General features: G+C 47.1%; 19 protein-coding genes and 2 tRNA genes. 12 read left to right on the plus strand and 9 right to left on the minus strand.

What is annotated here, in order from left to right; all coding sequences use genetic code 11:
• Positions 1 to 58: 58 nt before the first annotated feature.
• The 4 genes from LQZ19_RS14720 to LQZ19_RS14735 all read left to right on the plus strand — a co-directional run bounded on the left by LQZ19_RS14720 (position 59) and on the right by LQZ19_RS14735 (position 3,234).
• Positions 59 to 754 carry a CDP-alcohol phosphatidyltransferase family protein gene (locus tag LQZ19_RS14720; protein WP_411048437.1) on the plus strand — a complete coding sequence of 232 codons (696 nt, stop codon included), beginning with the start codon at positions 59 to 61 and terminating at the stop codon, positions 752 to 754.
• Positions 751 to 2,199 carry an undecaprenyl-phosphate galactose phosphotransferase WbaP gene (wbaP, locus tag LQZ19_RS14725; protein WP_411048438.1) on the plus strand — a complete coding sequence of 483 codons (1,449 nt, stop codon included), beginning with the start codon at positions 751 to 753 and terminating at the stop codon, positions 2,197 to 2,199. Before LQZ19_RS14720 ends, wbaP begins: the two co-directional genes overlap by 4 nt.
• Positions 2,200 to 2,970, plus strand: coding sequence for a DUF6675 family protein (locus LQZ19_RS14730; protein WP_411048439.1), 771 nt, complete (start codon positions 2,200 to 2,202; stop codon positions 2,968 to 2,970).
• 192 nt (positions 2,971 to 3,162) lie between these two features.
• Positions 3,163 to 3,234, plus strand: a tRNA-Gly gene (locus tag LQZ19_RS14735).
• Positions 3,235 to 3,276: 42 nt separating this feature from the next.
• On the opposite strand, the gene LQZ19_RS14740 is transcribed toward LQZ19_RS14735, so the two are convergent.
• The 7 genes from LQZ19_RS14740 to LQZ19_RS14770 form a co-directional block, all read right to left on the minus strand.
• Positions 3,277 to 3,501, minus strand: a complete 225-nt coding sequence (locus tag LQZ19_RS14740) for a hypothetical protein (RefSeq protein ID WP_411048440.1) — start codon at positions 3,499 to 3,501, stop codon at positions 3,277 to 3,279.
• 83 nt (positions 3,502 to 3,584) lie between these two features.
• Complete coding sequence (locus LQZ19_RS14745; RefSeq protein ID WP_411048441.1) at positions 3,585 to 4,409, minus strand: helix-turn-helix domain-containing protein; 825 nt, start codon at positions 4,407 to 4,409, stop codon at positions 3,585 to 3,587.
• Positions 4,410 to 4,958 (minus strand): (d)CMP kinase, encoded by a 549-nt coding sequence (gene cmk, locus LQZ19_RS14750; protein ID WP_411048442.1) that lies wholly within the window; start codon positions 4,956 to 4,958, stop codon positions 4,410 to 4,412. It lies immediately after the preceding gene.
• Entirely contained in the window at positions 4,955 to 5,821 is an 867-nt protein-coding gene (locus tag LQZ19_RS14755; RefSeq protein WP_411048443.1) for a YicC/YloC family endoribonuclease, read from the minus strand. Before LQZ19_RS14755 ends, cmk begins: the two co-directional genes overlap by 4 nt.
• On the minus strand, positions 5,818 to 7,299 hold the full coding sequence (gene murC / locus LQZ19_RS14760; protein ID WP_411048444.1) for a UDP-N-acetylmuramate--L-alanine ligase: 1,482 nt from the start codon (positions 7,297 to 7,299) through the stop codon (positions 5,818 to 5,820). The genes LQZ19_RS14755 and murC overlap by 4 nt, the downstream gene beginning before the upstream one ends.
• 174 nt (positions 7,300 to 7,473) lie before the next feature.
• Positions 7,474 to 8,238, minus strand: coding sequence for a pseudouridine synthase (locus tag LQZ19_RS14765; protein WP_411048445.1), 765 nt, complete (start codon positions 8,236 to 8,238; stop codon positions 7,474 to 7,476).
• The gene (locus LQZ19_RS14770; RefSeq protein WP_411048446.1) at positions 8,235 to 9,071 is read right to left on the minus strand and encodes an RsiV family protein; all 837 of its coding nucleotides are present in this window, start codon (positions 9,069 to 9,071) and stop codon (positions 8,235 to 8,237) included. The genes LQZ19_RS14765 and LQZ19_RS14770 overlap by 4 nt, the downstream gene beginning before the upstream one ends.
• A 98-nt stretch (positions 9,072 to 9,169) precedes the next feature.
• Between LQZ19_RS14770 and LQZ19_RS14775 the strand changes: the two genes are divergently transcribed.
• The 7 genes from LQZ19_RS14775 to LQZ19_RS14805 all read left to right on the plus strand — a co-directional run bounded on the left by LQZ19_RS14775 (position 9,170) and on the right by LQZ19_RS14805 (position 11,944).
• Positions 9,170 to 9,241: transfer RNA gene (locus LQZ19_RS14775), tRNA-Glu, on the plus strand.
• 127 nt (positions 9,242 to 9,368) lie between these two features.
• Positions 9,369 to 9,707: a hypothetical protein gene (locus LQZ19_RS14780; RefSeq protein ID WP_411048447.1), complete on the plus strand. Its 339-nt coding sequence runs from the start codon at positions 9,369 to 9,371 to the stop codon at positions 9,705 to 9,707.
• A gap of 98 nt (positions 9,708 to 9,805) precedes the next feature.
• The gene (locus LQZ19_RS14785; RefSeq protein ID WP_411048448.1) at positions 9,806 to 10,003 is read left to right on the plus strand and encodes a tyrosine-type recombinase/integrase; all 198 of its coding nucleotides are present in this window, start codon (positions 9,806 to 9,808) and stop codon (positions 10,001 to 10,003) included.
• Positions 10,004 to 10,599: 596 nt separating this feature from the next.
• Complete coding sequence (locus LQZ19_RS14790) at positions 10,600 to 10,911, plus strand: hypothetical protein (RefSeq protein WP_411048449.1); 312 nt, start codon at positions 10,600 to 10,602, stop codon at positions 10,909 to 10,911.
• Positions 10,912 to 11,005: 94 nt separating this feature from the next.
• Positions 11,006 to 11,401: a hypothetical protein gene (locus LQZ19_RS14795; protein ID WP_411048450.1), complete on the plus strand. Its 396-nt coding sequence runs from the start codon at positions 11,006 to 11,008 to the stop codon at positions 11,399 to 11,401.
• 65 nt (positions 11,402 to 11,466) lie between these two features.
• Positions 11,467 to 11,649, plus strand: a complete 183-nt coding sequence (locus tag LQZ19_RS14800) for a tyrosine-type recombinase/integrase (RefSeq protein WP_411048457.1) — start codon at positions 11,467 to 11,469, stop codon at positions 11,647 to 11,649.
• Positions 11,633 to 11,944, plus strand: coding sequence for a type IV toxin-antitoxin system AbiEi family antitoxin domain-containing protein (locus LQZ19_RS14805; RefSeq protein ID WP_411048451.1), 312 nt, complete (start codon positions 11,633 to 11,635; stop codon positions 11,942 to 11,944). The genes LQZ19_RS14800 and LQZ19_RS14805 overlap by 17 nt, the downstream gene beginning before the upstream one ends.
• On the opposite strand, the gene LQZ19_RS14810 is transcribed toward LQZ19_RS14805, so the two are convergent.
• Positions 11,939 to 12,343 carry a hypothetical protein gene (locus LQZ19_RS14810; protein ID WP_411048452.1) on the minus strand — a complete coding sequence of 135 codons (405 nt, stop codon included), beginning with the start codon at positions 12,341 to 12,343 and terminating at the stop codon, positions 11,939 to 11,941. The two genes, LQZ19_RS14805 and LQZ19_RS14810, sit on opposite strands and share 6 nt — an antisense overlap.
• Before the next feature lie 447 nt (positions 12,344 to 12,790).
• On the opposite strand from LQZ19_RS14810, the gene LQZ19_RS14815 reads away from it, so the two are divergent.
• On the plus strand, positions 12,791 to 13,048 hold the full coding sequence (locus LQZ19_RS14815; RefSeq protein ID WP_411048453.1) for a hypothetical protein: 258 nt from the start codon (positions 12,791 to 12,793) through the stop codon (positions 13,046 to 13,048).
• A 54-nt stretch (positions 13,049 to 13,102) separates the two neighbouring features.
• Here the strand turns inward: LQZ19_RS14815 and LQZ19_RS14820 are convergent.
• A partial coding sequence (locus LQZ19_RS14820) for a tyrosine-type recombinase/integrase (protein WP_411048454.1) occupies positions 13,103 to 13,941 on the minus strand: 839 nt, incomplete at its 5' end.

The following is a 13,941-nucleotide window of genomic DNA, read 5'->3' on the forward strand; positions in this document are numbered from 1 at the left end:
GGTTCATTCTGTCAATCGGTAGTACATTATTGAGAGAAAATGCGGAGGAGACGAAAAAATGGCGTACACCTTTCGGGATATTATTGATTCCCTTCCTGCGGAGAAGAAACAGGAGGACGGCCTCTGGAGTAAGTTTGTCCTGCGGCCCCTGGCCTTGCCCTTTACCTGGCTTTCTCTGCGTTTAGGCCTGAGCGCCAATGGAATTTCCTATATTTCTGTATTTTTCAGCCTTGCCGGCGGGGTACTTTTTTCCCTAAACGGGTTCATCTATCCTCTTTGGGGGGCCATACTGCTGAATTTTTTTTCCGTCCTTGATTGCGTGGATGGTTCCATTGCCCGGGTAACCCGGACAGCCGGCCCATGGGGAGGATGGGCGGATGCGGTCATGGGGTTTATCGCCTATACGGCGGTATTCCTGTCCACGGGTATTTATGTGTACCTGCGGACCGGCTGGTGGTGGATCCTGGTGGTCACCGCCCTGACTTCATCGGCAAATCTGCTTACCCGGGTGGCCTACCAGATCTATAAAAACATCGAAGGCAAAACCGCCCATGGGACGGTCTCCTTTGAGCGGAAACTGGCGGATAATGTGGGCATTACGGGATTTATGATGCCCGCCCTGATTATATGCCATTTTTTAGGCGGCGTGGAATATATTGTAGGATTTAACCTCCTGTTTTATCTGGGAGGCTGTTTGTTAACGATATTTAAGCTTGCCAAAAAAGCGAATTTATCCCATAGTATTGACATATGACTCTGTCAGATTTTGATATCTGGTACCGTTCCAGATACCGGCGTACCAGTTCCGCCCTTACCGCTACTGCTATGATTTTAGCGGATATTTGGGGGATCATGGTTTCTTTTGGGACGGGTTTCTTTCTGGTCAATCTTTACGATTTGAGCGCCATTAACTTTAGGTCCTTTGTTACCTATTGGCCCTACCTGCCGCTGTTTATTGTGGTATTTCAGATAGCCCACCTATACCCCGGCGTTTCCCTGGCCCCGGCTGAAGAATTGCGGCATTTTTGCATTAGTTCCCTCATGGCCCATGGGGGTATTATTTTTTCCCGCTTTATTGAGGATCGGGAATTTGACTCTATTTCTATCGCCTTTATCATCAGCTTTAGTTTTTCAACCGTCATTCTTTTGGTTTGCCGTTCCATTATGCGGACCCTGCTGCGTAAGTCTAAACTGGGGGGGATCCCGGCGGTTATCTACGGCGGCGGCGAAATGGGCCGCCTCGTCATCGACAAGCTGCTGAATAACCATGCTCTGGGCTATGTGCCGGTACTGATCCTTGACAACAATTCCGGAATCGGTGATATCTACCGGGGTATATACGTACTGCACGACACCAGCTTAGGCCCGGAAATCGTTAAACGGTACCGCATCAAAATGGCCATCGTTGCCATGCCTAACCTGAATCAGGATGAACTCTCCCAAATATTGAATACTTCGGTTTCCGCTTTTCGGTACAATGTCTTTATTCCCCAATTTTTTGTCAGTACCAATATTTGGATGTCGGTGCGGGAATTTGACGGTATACTGGGTTTTGCAACCAGCGACCGGCTTAAGATGCCCTGGAACCACGAAATCAAAAGGCTGATCGACCTTTCCCTGACCATTCTGGGGGGACTTATCATCTTACCCTTTCTGCTCTTTCTGGCATTACTGATAAAAATTACATCCCCCGGGCCGGTTCTCTATACGCAGCCGAGGATAGGCAAGAACGGAAAGGTGTTCCAGATATACAAATTCAGGTCCATGATAATTGATGCGGATAAACGGTTGAAAGAAGTACTGGATGCTTCTCCGGAAATGCGCAACGAATATGAAATACACCGTAAACTGAAGGATGATCCCCGGATTACCGGTATAGGTAAATTGCTGCGGCGTACCAGTTTTGATGAGTTTCCCCAGCTTTTGAATGTGCTGAAGGGCGATATGAGCCTGGTCGGCCCCCGTCCCATCCTTGCCGATGAGATTCAAGAATATGGGGTTGATTTCAAACGGAATTTTTCGGTACTGCCCGGGATGACCGGGTTGTGGCAAATTTCAGGCAGATCGGACACGGACAATTTTTTTACCGCCCATGTTTTTTACGACACCTATTACTTTCAGAGCTGGTCTGTGTGGCTTGATCTTTGGATTCTGTATAAAACCGTCGGGGTTGTGGTTAGAGGAAAAGGAGCATATTAAGTGAAGATAAAGGTATTCCTGCTCCTGATGTTCCTAAATGCTTTTGCCCTCTTTGGTCAGCTCCGTTCCTTTAACGATCTGTTTCCAAATATTGATACGGAAAAAAGAGAAAAGGTATTTTCCGGCATCCTCACCGAATCAAGAGATAAGGATGGTAGTTTGCGTTTATTACCCTCCGGGGAAATCGGAACGAAAATTTTCGATTTAACGGTAACAGGCCTGAGTCCTTCCTGTTTGGTGGAATCCTTGACGGTAATACCCTATCTCAATGAACCGATGGGACTTTTAGCGATATACAATGCCATGGGGAAGATACGGGATTTAAAAGGGCGTTTGTATCATTCCGCTACCCGGGATAAGAACACGCCTCTTTTTGAAGAAGCAACCCGTATTGAAAGTCCAAGGCATACCAGGACTATACCGGACCCAGGGGATTCTACTGTCCTGCCCCGGTCGGACAGACTCTACGTATTGTTGAAGGATGTTAATTTTGGCAATTCCTATTATCAGGCGGATATTTCTACCGAATCCAATGGATTGCTATATGGGTTATCGAATTTCAGGAATCTCTCCTATATAATTCCGGTAATTAAAGAAGGAAACTTCAGGGCTCTATTTTATGTTGAACCGGTCTCTGAGGGAGTCTTGGTTTATAGTGCCGCCGCAGCGGAGGTTTCCGATTTTGTTGCGAACAGGATCAACATCTCTTCAGCTATCCGAAAACGTATCGAGGTTATTTTAGGCTGGCTGATTGATAATTTATCAGAGTAATTCGAATGATGATTTTTTTAAGAAAATCCTACCGCAAAGGCACAGAAGGCGAAAAAGGAAAGATTTTTATAAAAACCTTCTGCGCCTTCTGTGCCTTTGCGGTTAAAATTTTTTAAATTAAAGAATGCTTCGAATCTTGACACGAATATGGTTTTTTTAGTAGAATATCAGAAAGGCAGTTGGGAACAACTTGCGGATGTCGTATAACGGCTATTACCCCAGCCTTCCAAGCTGGAGACGACGGTTCGACTCCGTTCATCCGCTGTAGTTTAAAGGCTGGGTGTTTGCGCACCCAGCCTTTTTTTGTCAGGTCCCTGTACCGGGGGTTAAAAAGTCGGGGTTCTTAAGAAGGGGCCTTTTGGGAGCGGGGGCTTTCTTGGGTTCGGAAGCTTTTTTGGCAGCGGTTTTTGTTTTTGTGACTACGCCTTTTTTAACGGTCTTTGCCTTAGCCGGAGGGGCCTTAACTGCCTTTGGTTTTTTAGGTATTACGGTAAATTCAAGTTCTTTCCCGCAATGTGGACATTTTGCCATGGTATTTCTCCTTTAATGGTTGAATTCCTTAGTTAAATATCGGTAAAAAACAGTAAGCCTTTACGAAGAATTATTATGCCTACCTAGATGGCGCCTATCCTATAAACCCCGTCCTCTTCCGCTACCATGGATTCCTTTTGTAATGCTTCCAGGGCTTTATAAAGATCCGTTTTTTCTATTCCCGTGCGCTTGCGGAGTTCCTTTGCCGAGGCCGGCCCTTCGGAAACCAGGGTACGAATTAGACGGCCCCGGACCTGCCGGAAGGAACCTTCGAAGGGGCTTTGCCGGGTATAATGGGCGCTGCGGCGGTTGGGGTTTGGGGTGATTTTTTTCAACGCCGCCCCGTAATCCATCAGGGCCCAGTACCATTTACGGGGATTTCTTTTATCCAGCACCGACTCAAGGATGGGAAAAATTTCGGCATCCGATATTTTATTGTCCAACGCTTTGAGGCGTTCCTGAAAGTAAAAGTGGATCACCGTTGCCCGTATGTTAGTTTCGATGAAAACCGCGGGGTAGTTATAGGCAAAGCAGGAAATAGCCCCGGCGGTATAGGCGCCGATTCCCGGCAGGGGGAGAAGCCCCTCGGGGGTATCCGGAACCTTCCCGCGATATTCGGCGGTGATGCAAGCGGCGCACTCCTTGAGGTACCGGGCCCGGCGGTTGTAGCCCAGGCCGCTCCATTCCCGGAGCACCTCCTCCAGGGAAGCCTTTGCCAGATCCCCCGGTTTTGGCCAGAGCTTCATCCACCGCTCCCAGTAGGGGATAACCCTATCGGTTTGGGTCTGCTGGAGCATGAACTCCGAAACCAGAACACCCCAGGGATCGGTATCCTGGCGCCAGGGGAACACCCTCCCCGCCTTTTTAAAATTGGTATAGATAATATTTCTGAATTCCGTCCGGTCCATTCAGCTTAGTTTTTCTTTGACCTTGGCTGCTATGAGATCCGCAATCCCCTTAGGATCGAGGGCATCGGTGTCCACAACGAGATCCGCGAAGCTGTAGTCGTCGTTATCGATATTGTAAATCCGCAGGTACCGTTCCCGGTCCTGCCGGTCCCGTTCCGCAGTAAAGGCCGCCACGGACTCGATGGTTCCGCCTTCGCGCTTAACGATACGTTTTGCCCGGGTTTCCGGCGCAGCCGTAAGGTATACCTTGAGATCCGCCTCGCCCAGCATCCAGATGGCCAGCCGGGAACCAAGTACGCAGCCCCCGTCCTCCCGGGCAATACTTATCTGCCGCCGGTCCACTTCACGGTCCCAGGAATCGTCCGCAGCAGCATGGGAGAGCACTTCCTCAAGGCTCATTCCACGCTCCAAGGCTAAACTGCGGAAGGTAAAGTTAATAAACCTAAGCCCCAGCAGCTCCGCAACCAGCCTGCTGACCGTGGTATTTCCGCACCCGCTTTTTCCCGATATGGCGATCCGTGGACCATCAATACGTACATCGTCTTTCATTCTATATTCCTTAACTGTTCCTTGATATTTTCCAGGGCGTTTTTCATATCCACCACCGCTCGGCTCACTTCCAGAACCGGTGTTTTGGATCCAATGGTATTAACCTCCCGGTTAATTTCCTGGCAGAGAAAGTCGAGTTTCTTCCCGGGGCTTGGGTTCCGTTCTGTTTCGGAACGGAACTCCGCAAGATGCGATGACAGTCTGGATAATTCCTCAGAAATGGTGTACTTCATTAACAATACTGCGGTTTCGGCCAGGATACGGTTCTCGTCGATCCGGTCCCCCAGTAATTCTGCGAACCTGGTTTTCAGGTTTTCCTGAATCGATGCTTCAAGGACGGGGACATGGGCGGCCACAGTTTTATGCGCTTCTTCCAGATAAGTGATGTGACCCAGTATATCTTCCTGGGTATGCTTTCCTTCCCTGATCCGTTCCTCCTCAAACTGGTCCACAGCTTTTTGAAGCAAAGGAGTAATAAGGCTGCGGTACTTTTGATCGTCGCGGCTCTTTTCTATTTCCAGTACCCCTTCCATTCCCAGGATCAATGCCAAACCCGGTTTTTCCGAGAGCCCAAGCTCTCCGGCTAAATCAAGGATGCTATCATGATATGCCCTGGCTGCCTTATGATTTATCGAAACGGAAATATCAGAATTACGTTCCTTAACACGGATATTCACCTCTACTTTTCCCCGCTTAAGCCGGCTGCCGACATAGTCTCTGATTTCTCTTTCCAGCGAAGACAAAAAGGGGGGAAGGTTGATGAAAAGATCCAGGAAACGGCTGTTATATCCCTTTATTTCCACCGATAGTGAGATCTGTTCATCCTGGATTTCCTGGCTGGCATAGCCGGTCATGCTTTTCATTTCGCAGTATCCCTGGCGTAATAATCAAAAAGAAGCTTACCGAGTTTCCAGTTATCACCGGCGCCCATGGTAAGGAAAAGATCCCCCGGCTTAAGTATTCCCTTTAAAAGTTCCGCCGCCTCCACGGGCTCTTCAATGTAGTACACTCCGTCCTGAAGCTCCTTGGTTTTTTCAAAGAGGGTCCATCCGGTAATTTCCTTACTAGACGTTTCCCTGGCGGAACCGTAGATTTTGTGGAGTACCACCTGATCAGCGCTTTTAAAGGACGCGGCAAATTGATCCAACAGGGCTGCTGTTCTCGTATAGGTATGGGACATAAAGCTCAGGACAATCCGGCGTTTGGGATAAAATTCCCGCAGCCCCTCCAGGGTGGTTCGGATGGCAGTGGGGTGGTGTCCGTAGTCGTCCATAAAAAGTATACCCCCCGCTTCCCCGAGGATCTCCTGCCGTCTCCGGCTGCCCCGGAAGTCCTCCAGGGCCTGCCGTACCGCTTCGCGTTTCTCGCCGGTCCATCCGCCGTATTCGGCTTTTACCAGGGAGTCCGTCAGGGCCAGGGCTGCGACGGCGTCCAGGGCGATATGCCGTCCGGGAAGGCGCAGCTTTAATTCTCCGGGAAATCCCGCTATCCGCAGGGTAGTCCGTTCCTCCCCTGTTTGCAGTGATACTATTTTAAAATCACCCTTGGCATTTACGCCATAGGGTATAAGCTTGACGATCCCCTTGTTAACCGAATTGGCGACCTCGGATGCACCGGGATCATCGGCACAGTAAATCAATTCGCCATTGCTTGAAAGCAGCTTGGTATATTCAATAAAAGCATTCCGGATCGATTCATAGGTAGGATAGTAATCCTGATGATCGCTTTCCACGCTGGTCAGGACTATGCGCCGGGGATGAAAGGACAGAAAGTGCCGGCGGTATTCACAGGTTTCGGCTACAAAGTACTTGTTTCCAAGGCTGAGGGTTGAGCGGCCGCCGAATCCGTTAACGGCGCTTCCCGCAAGGATCCGCGCAGGAAGCCCCGCCGCCCGTATGAGGGTTCCCGCTATGGCGGCGGTGGTGGTTTTCCCGTGAACTCCGGCAATGCCGGATGAGTCAAAAAGAGCAGAATAGGCCCCAAGAGCCTCGGTGTATTTCAGTACCGGGATGCCGCGCTTTTCCGCCTCCGCAATTTCACTGTTGCTGTCCCTGGAATAAGCCGCCGAACGGATCACCAGAACGGCGTCTTGGGGAATATGTTCGGGGGCAAAGGATTCGTAGTAGGGAATACTCAGTTCCTTGAGGATCCCATCGGTATAAAAGACCTCGTCCTTATCGGATCCGGATATATTGAACCCTGAATTGTGGAATAATTCCGCCAAGGCGCACATGCCGGTACCCTTGATGCCGATGAAATAAACAGTTGGCGCTGCTTGCAACGAAGTTCCGGAGCCATCGGTTCGAAAACCGTTCCGGAAAAGAAGCTTCTCAAAATTCATATAGCTATGGTAGCCCATGGGATCTTTTTTTTCAACCGTGAGACCCCTAAACAAAGCAATTCTCAGTTTAAACTAATGATAGGTAAGAAATTACGACCGCGAAGGAGAATAAGGCGCAGAAGGAAAAGAAGATCCCTATGTATCTTTCCTTTTTTGCCCCTTGCGCCTTGGCGGTTAAAATTCTTCAGTATTAATAGGGAGGAGCTGATAGTTTCTATCCTCACCTGAGAGAGGGTCTCGGAATGACAGACCCTGAGCCTTTAATGCCACGGGACGATCCGTACTGTCCGTTTCCTGACTCCCCCCGTAAAGCGTGTCATTGAGAATGGGATAACCCAGCCATGCCAGGTGGCAACGTATCTGGTGACGGAATCCCCGGGCAATGCGTACCCTGAGGCAGATGGCTTTTTCGGTAGAATTCAGTTCCAGAACCTCGGTTTTGTAGAAGCTTCCCCTATCCAGGATAAAATCCCGGCGTTTTGGGGGAGAGAAATTATTTGATAGAACGGGCCGTACCGCCCTTCTCCCGGGGCCATAGGGACGGAAGCCGCTTTCAATGGTAAAGGGAACCGTCCTTGTAGAGATTTCAGGAAACCCCGTGGGGGGAAATGCCGGCAAAGGAGGCTGGGCTATGGGGCTTGTAAGGGCGCCGTATTCCTTAACGAGGGTCCCCTGCTCCTGTTGTTCTTCCAGGGCTTCCAAAGCTTCCTGAGTCCGGGCAATCAGGACCAGTCCCCGGGTTCCGTAATCAAGCCGGTGAACAAGGCCCCCCTCCCACTCAAGCCTGCTGCGGGGACTGCGGACCTCCGGGTAAATATTTGCGCACCAGTCCAGGAGGGTATCCCCTCCCCCGCCCTTAAGGGGCGCCGAGTGCATCATGGGGGGTTTGTAGACCACCAGGAAGCCTTCGGTTTCGGCCAGTACCCAAGGCTCAATCACCGAAAATCTTTTGTCAGGACAAGGCCGCGTTCGGTAAACAGACCTTCCAGTTGATCATAGGGAAGGACTATTTCTATGAGGCCCGTCGAATAGGGGGCAATTTCATAGGGATCCCATTGGAACCCCAATCCCTGGGAATTTAAGAAGAAATCTTCCAACTTATCCACCGAATTTTCAAAGAAACCCTGTTCGGATAGGGGAATCCAGTCCGGTATTTCCATTAGTTTACGGAGCGCAGCTTCCACCAGATCATTCACGGCTGTTTTTGCATCTTCCCGGAGGATATCATTGAGGGTAAGCCGCTGCTTTTCTTCCAGGCCAAAGACATAATAGTCCTTATTCCGCATACCATGGGCGCCGCCTGTATAATATTCCCATTCCCGGCTAATTACCGCTACCTTTGAAGTACCGGCGCTGAGTTCAAAAGCTTCGTTGTAAAACCAGTTTAGCGCTTCCCTGGGCATATCGGGAATCCGTTCCGCCACGAGCCGCATTTCCCCGTACATTTTGTCGTAGCCGAAAAGCCGCTTATTGGCATATTCGTCGGTATTTTGACCCTCATACAAAACAGTAAGAATGAATTGTTTACCCGGTGCGGTGATATCAAATAATGAAAGGGTAATTTCCATTTTGGGACTGGTATCCGGCGCATCGGGATAGAGGAAAACAGTCCGCTGACTGTACAGGGGTATATAATCACGGGCTTCCCGTATGGTCCCGGGACTTGAGCCGCCGGAAACCGCCGATCCGGTACTTGCGCAAGCCGCAGAAAACAGCGTCAAAAAGCAGAGAAGGGCCATTTGGATGGTTCGTTGCAATTGTTTTGTTTTCATACTTTAGGATCATGAAGTCTTTGTACCATTGCGTCAAGGTAATATTGACAAGACCGGGAAAATTTTATATATTCATTTCTACCCCTTGTGGGTGTCATGTCTCCTTCGTCTAGTGGTTAGGACATCGGGTTTTCATCCCGACAACGGGGGTTCAATTCCCCCAGGAGATGATAACGTAATTCTTTATGGTATAAGGATTTACGCGAAACTATTTAAGGTCACCTTCAAGAGTAAGGGCCTTGCTTTAATCCACAATGAGAAAAAGAGTAGAAAAGGCTCTTTTTCAAGGGGGAAGCAATGCGCCCGAAGAAAAGGTATTATACCCACACACGTTATTCCGGAATCATTTACGCTGAACTGGTGAACCTTGTTACCGGCCAAAAACTGGCCGCCCGTAGCACCGGAACCGCAGACCATGACGAAGCCGTACTTGCAATCGCTGATTGGTTAAAAAACGGAATCCCCACGGGAAGGACAAAGAAGCCCACAGAGGGTTTGATTAACTTTTCCGGGGAAGTAAAAAAACGGGGCGTATTAACACCGCTGGAAGCACAAGCCCTCTTTGCTCATCCCTGGAAAGATGAACGGGCCTATGTCGGCAATCTATTGTCCTGTACCACCGGAGGAAGGACATAGCCGGAAATATCACCCCGGACAATATCGACCGCTTAAAGGCCGCAGGGCTTACCCTCCGGGAACCATTCAAAGACCGTACCACAAACAGTATCGAGATCATGATTGCCTATCACATAAAAAAACTATTCAAGGCTGGAAAGGTAAAGGCGCCTTATTCTTGCCATGACTTCCGTCATGCCGCAGCAGTCCGGGAATATCAGAAAACCAAGGATGTATATCACGTCAAGGAATTTCTTTTTCATAGCAGCGTAACCGTAACGGAGCGATACCTCCGCAGCTTAAATGTCGAACTCTAGGGGGGATAGGATGGCAAAGGAACAGCTTACACCGTTAAGCCATGATGAAGCCTTGACCGCCATGAAGGCGGGGGATCGGCTCCGATACTGGACAGAACATCACGCGCCTTGTTGTTGAGATAGTCGCATCTTTCCTGGACTGCCATTTCCGCTGTTTCATCCTGGAGCTTGAGCCGGGCAGCGTGAATTTCTCTTAAGGGCTATACCAGATAGAATGATCCCCTTTACCATGGCGCTGAAAGGTACAGCCGTTTTCGGTCAGTTTTTCCCGGACCTTATTTTCATAATCGGCCATTATGCTACAACTGCCTGGCGTTCCATTTTGAATAACAGGTTAACCGCTTCATGGGTCTGGCCACTGAATTCCAATAAATCCGGCGCCGGGCAAGGATCACCCTCACCGCTTAACAGGAAATACGGGCCACCCTTCGGGGCTGGTCCTCCCTGGGTCCGTATGGATCTGGGAATATAACCGGCCGGGATAACCCGGTAAAGGAAAAACCAATGAAATACCGGAACGCCCCGGAGGACATACCGCTCGATCTCACCGATCCCATGGGGTGAGTTACGAACAGAATCGCAAATAGGAGGATTTTATGGAATTAGAAACCAGATCGGATGTGATGAGCCGAATATTAGAACGGCTGGACCGGCTTTCAGAAATCGGGGTTATCGCTCCGGACGGGGACATCCTAATCGATGTCAAAGAAGCTGCGGCTATTGCCTGTGTGGACAAGGACACAATTTTGACCTGGGGGCAGAACGGGAAGATCCCCCGGTACAAGATATCCGGGTGTGTCCGGTTCGGACTCCGGGAGTTCTGTAATTGGGTTTCCAGTTGCAGACAACCATCCCTGGCGGAGCGCAAGGCGGAGAAAATGAAGGCGAATTGGGTTTTGTCCAAATAAAAACCCTGCTGATATACGAACATTTGAAGGACATGAGATAACCCGTGAACAATTCGCCCAGATATGGCCACAACTGGGATTATGAGGAGCCGTCATGCAGGAAGAAAGTAAAATCTTTAAGGAATTCGGTTTCATTGATGATTATTCCCGGTGGGATGACATAATCAATGAAAGGGTAAACCGCTTCTATACCCTGTACCGGGTACACCCAAACATCCTACTTGCGTCCGGGGCAACCTTCGACAGGATTGACGCTTTTTTACGGCTGCACCCTGAAAATCTGGCCTATTCCGGGGAAGGGGAGGCGCCGGACTTTGACGGGTTTTCAACATTCATCGGCGAGGATTACACGCTTGAATTCTGTCTGGATGCAGACCAGAGGGAAAACTATTTTATTCTGGTATTCGATGAAACCCCGGACTTTGACGGGGAAGCAGAACCGGAAACCGAGGAGGAAGAACCTAAATTCAGTTACCGGATAGCAGGATAAGACGGGTAACTTTCCGAGTAATCCCAGGGCTGGAGCCGGGAAAGGCAAAGTTTATCCCTTTCCTGCTGCGGTTCTGGGATTTTCACTCATTCCGACACTTATTTGCCACCCGCATGGCGGAACGCATGGAAGGCGATAAAGTGGCCAAGGTCACCGGCCACCGAAGCAAGGCTGCGGCGAAGATATACCAAGAGCCTCACCGACCGAACGCCGCTTCGTTATTCCGGAACGGTGCCCAGCGCCTATAAGCCTTCTTCAAAACTAAAAGAGCATTGCAAAATATACTTTGTTAAACCCGAGCTGCATCACTTGGGGATTATTGAAGCGCCTTCCGGAATGGGGCATTCTATCATCGCCTATAACCGAGAACGCACGATCTGTGATATTTTACGGAGCCGCAGCCGAATTGATATTCAAATTATTACCGATGCCTTAAAGCGATATTCAGCCGGAAAAGAAAAAAACCTAAACTTGCTCGCCGATTACGCTCAGAAATTTGGTGTACAAAAAACACTTCATCAATATTTGGAAGTACTTCTATAGGTTTTTTGTGGTATGTATCTTTTTAAGGAACTTAGCGGCATAATAGGCGGCGCATATCCATAATCCCATCATGGCAGTATTTTCGGCAAAAACGGCAAGGGCGTTTTTCTCAAAATCAAAAAAAGCAAACTGACTACGAAGAAACATATAGGACAGGATATTCATCTTATAAAAATTCCATGCTCCATATACGGCAATGGCTATGGCTATGCACATCGGGACAGGGGCGGGCAAGGTCAAGATAGGTGTCCGCTTCATGGGTTTTTGAAACATGGTTATTACCATGCCCCAATGCAAGCCAAGTATGAGGAACAATACGAACATTCCTGCGCCTGTCCATTCGTGCGCTTCCTGTCCGGTTACTTGAAACGCCATCTGTACGAGTAGTAATATGGTCATTACAAGGTCAATGGATAATTTTAATAAAGAGTTAAATTACATTTTCATCATAACCTATTCTAAAATAAATTAACAGAGGGTTTCAAGGTATATTCAAGGGAAGGGAATAAACGCTAGGAATCTTTACATTTAACCGCCTAGGTATACCTATAGAATCATTGAACATCCTATATAACACTAACACCTATACATTCTAAGATATATGTACTTTTTTGGAATGAACCGGATATACCTTCCTACAGAATCATTAAGTTCTTGTATACCACTAACTACAGTTCTTTCTGGTATACGCCACCAAAAAAAACCGGATTACTTTTTCTAACAACTAACTAACTAACATATAAGGGAATAATCCCCCTTGTAATCATACAACCACCGTTTACGGTATAACCAACACCACCACTATTCATTCAATAGTGGTTTTTTATTTTTTATACTAATACTAATATGATTACATTATTCAAAGGGATTATTTTTAATCCCACTACTAACAAAATCGCCGGTTCATTAGATGATTATATTCTAATGAATGATACTTACCCAGGAACCACCACTAGTTTGAAATGGGCTTCATTCGCTGTTAAAATGTTTCTGTTAAAAAGAGGAACACCAAAACTACAACATTGGGGCCATTCAAGATTAGAATATATAACAAAAAATATTTTTAATATAAAGAGTAATCCTGATTTTGAATTGATAACATAAAAACTAATAATTCCCCGGAAATAAAAATATAATTTCCGTGGATTGTTATATATACTATTTTCTTTTTTTATTACCTTTACTATTCCTAAGCTTAGTTAAACCATCCCAAGAATTATTCTCTTGTTTCTTAGAAGTTAGATAGGAATCCTTACTACTTAAATCTCTATGATTCACCATTCTTGAAATACTAACACCATCAATACCTAGTTCATTTAATTCTTGAATAAAGGTATGCCTAATACAATGAGAGGTTATATGTTTATCAATATTAAGGGCTTTTAAGGCCATTTTAAGCCCTCTATTCATCATAACATCAAGGTTATAGGAACCTTGAGTTTTCCAACGCTTTACAAGCTCATTAAACTTTACAGAATTACTATTCCTTATTTTCAAAGGTGTTAAACATTCTTTACCTTTACTAACATAATAAGCTAGGCCATTAACAATTTTAGTAATTTTAGAGAATGAATCAATCCTAACACCAAAATTAATTTGGTAATAAAGAGTGTTGTATAAGTAATCATCATTCTTTTTGAACCAGTTCAACACTTTTAATTCTTCATCATAGGATAGTAACTCTTTCTGCTTTTTTAATTCACGGCCATTCTTATTTAATTTTTTTTGATTGAATGGGTTTTTCATACTCTCCATATATTCATCATTATCAATAATGAACTGAAATAACAATCTAATCGCCGTAGTATAATTATTGATAGTTTTGTTAGAAAAGCTATTTTTTTCTAGGTAATGTTTGAAAGCTCTCGCCGTTTCATTTTGAGAATACGCCGGTTCAATTCCGGTTTCATTACAAAATTGAATATACTTATTGATTCCCGCCCTATAGGTTTTAGAAGTGTTTCCTTTATCACTATAGGTTTCTAGGAATTGATATA

Origin of the sequence: Treponema primitia, from assembly GCF_046533075.1 — a bacterium.
In the GTDB taxonomy this organism is placed as follows: domain Bacteria; phylum Spirochaetota; class Spirochaetia; order Treponematales; family Breznakiellaceae; genus Termitinema; species Termitinema primitia_B.

Bases quoted from the DNA above. Each gene is read 5' to 3' on its own strand.
- LQZ19_RS14720 (WP_411048437.1), top strand. From the start codon at position 59: ATGGCGTACACCTTTCGGGATATTATTGATTCCCTTCCTGCGGAGAAG.
- wbaP (WP_411048438.1), top strand. From the start codon at position 751: ATGACTCTGTCAGATTTTGATATCTGGTACCGTTCCAGATACCGGCGT.
- LQZ19_RS14740 (WP_411048440.1), bottom strand. From the start codon at position 3,501: ATGGCAAAATGTCCACATTGCGGGAAAGAACTTGAATTTACCGTAATA.
- LQZ19_RS14745 (WP_411048441.1), bottom strand. From the start codon at position 4,409: ATGGACCGGACGGAATTCAGAAATATTATCTATACCAATTTTAAAAAG.
- cmk (WP_411048442.1), bottom strand. From the start codon at position 4,958: ATGAAAGACGATGTACGTATTGATGGTCCACGGATCGCCATATCGGGA.
- LQZ19_RS14755 (WP_411048443.1), bottom strand. From the start codon at position 5,821: ATGAAAAGCATGACCGGCTATGCCAGCCAGGAAATCCAGGATGAACAG.
- murC (WP_411048444.1), bottom strand. From the start codon at position 7,299: ATGAATTTTGAGAAGCTTCTTTTCCGGAACGGTTTTCGAACCGATGGC.
- LQZ19_RS14770 (WP_411048446.1), bottom strand. From the start codon at position 9,071: ATGAAAACAAAACAATTGCAACGAACCATCCAAATGGCCCTTCTCTGC.
- LQZ19_RS14780 (WP_411048447.1), top strand. From the start codon at position 9,369: ATGCGCCCGAAGAAAAGGTATTATACCCACACACGTTATTCCGGAATC.
- LQZ19_RS14785 (WP_411048448.1), top strand. From the start codon at position 9,806: ATGATTGCCTATCACATAAAAAAACTATTCAAGGCTGGAAAGGTAAAG.
- LQZ19_RS14790 (WP_411048449.1), top strand. From the start codon at position 10,600: ATGGAATTAGAAACCAGATCGGATGTGATGAGCCGAATATTAGAACGG.
- LQZ19_RS14795 (WP_411048450.1), top strand. From the start codon at position 11,006: ATGCAGGAAGAAAGTAAAATCTTTAAGGAATTCGGTTTCATTGATGAT.
- LQZ19_RS14810 (WP_411048452.1), bottom strand. From the start codon at position 12,343: ATGACCATATTACTACTCGTACAGATGGCGTTTCAAGTAACCGGACAG.
- LQZ19_RS14815 (WP_411048453.1), top strand. From the start codon at position 12,791: ATGATTACATTATTCAAAGGGATTATTTTTAATCCCACTACTAACAAA.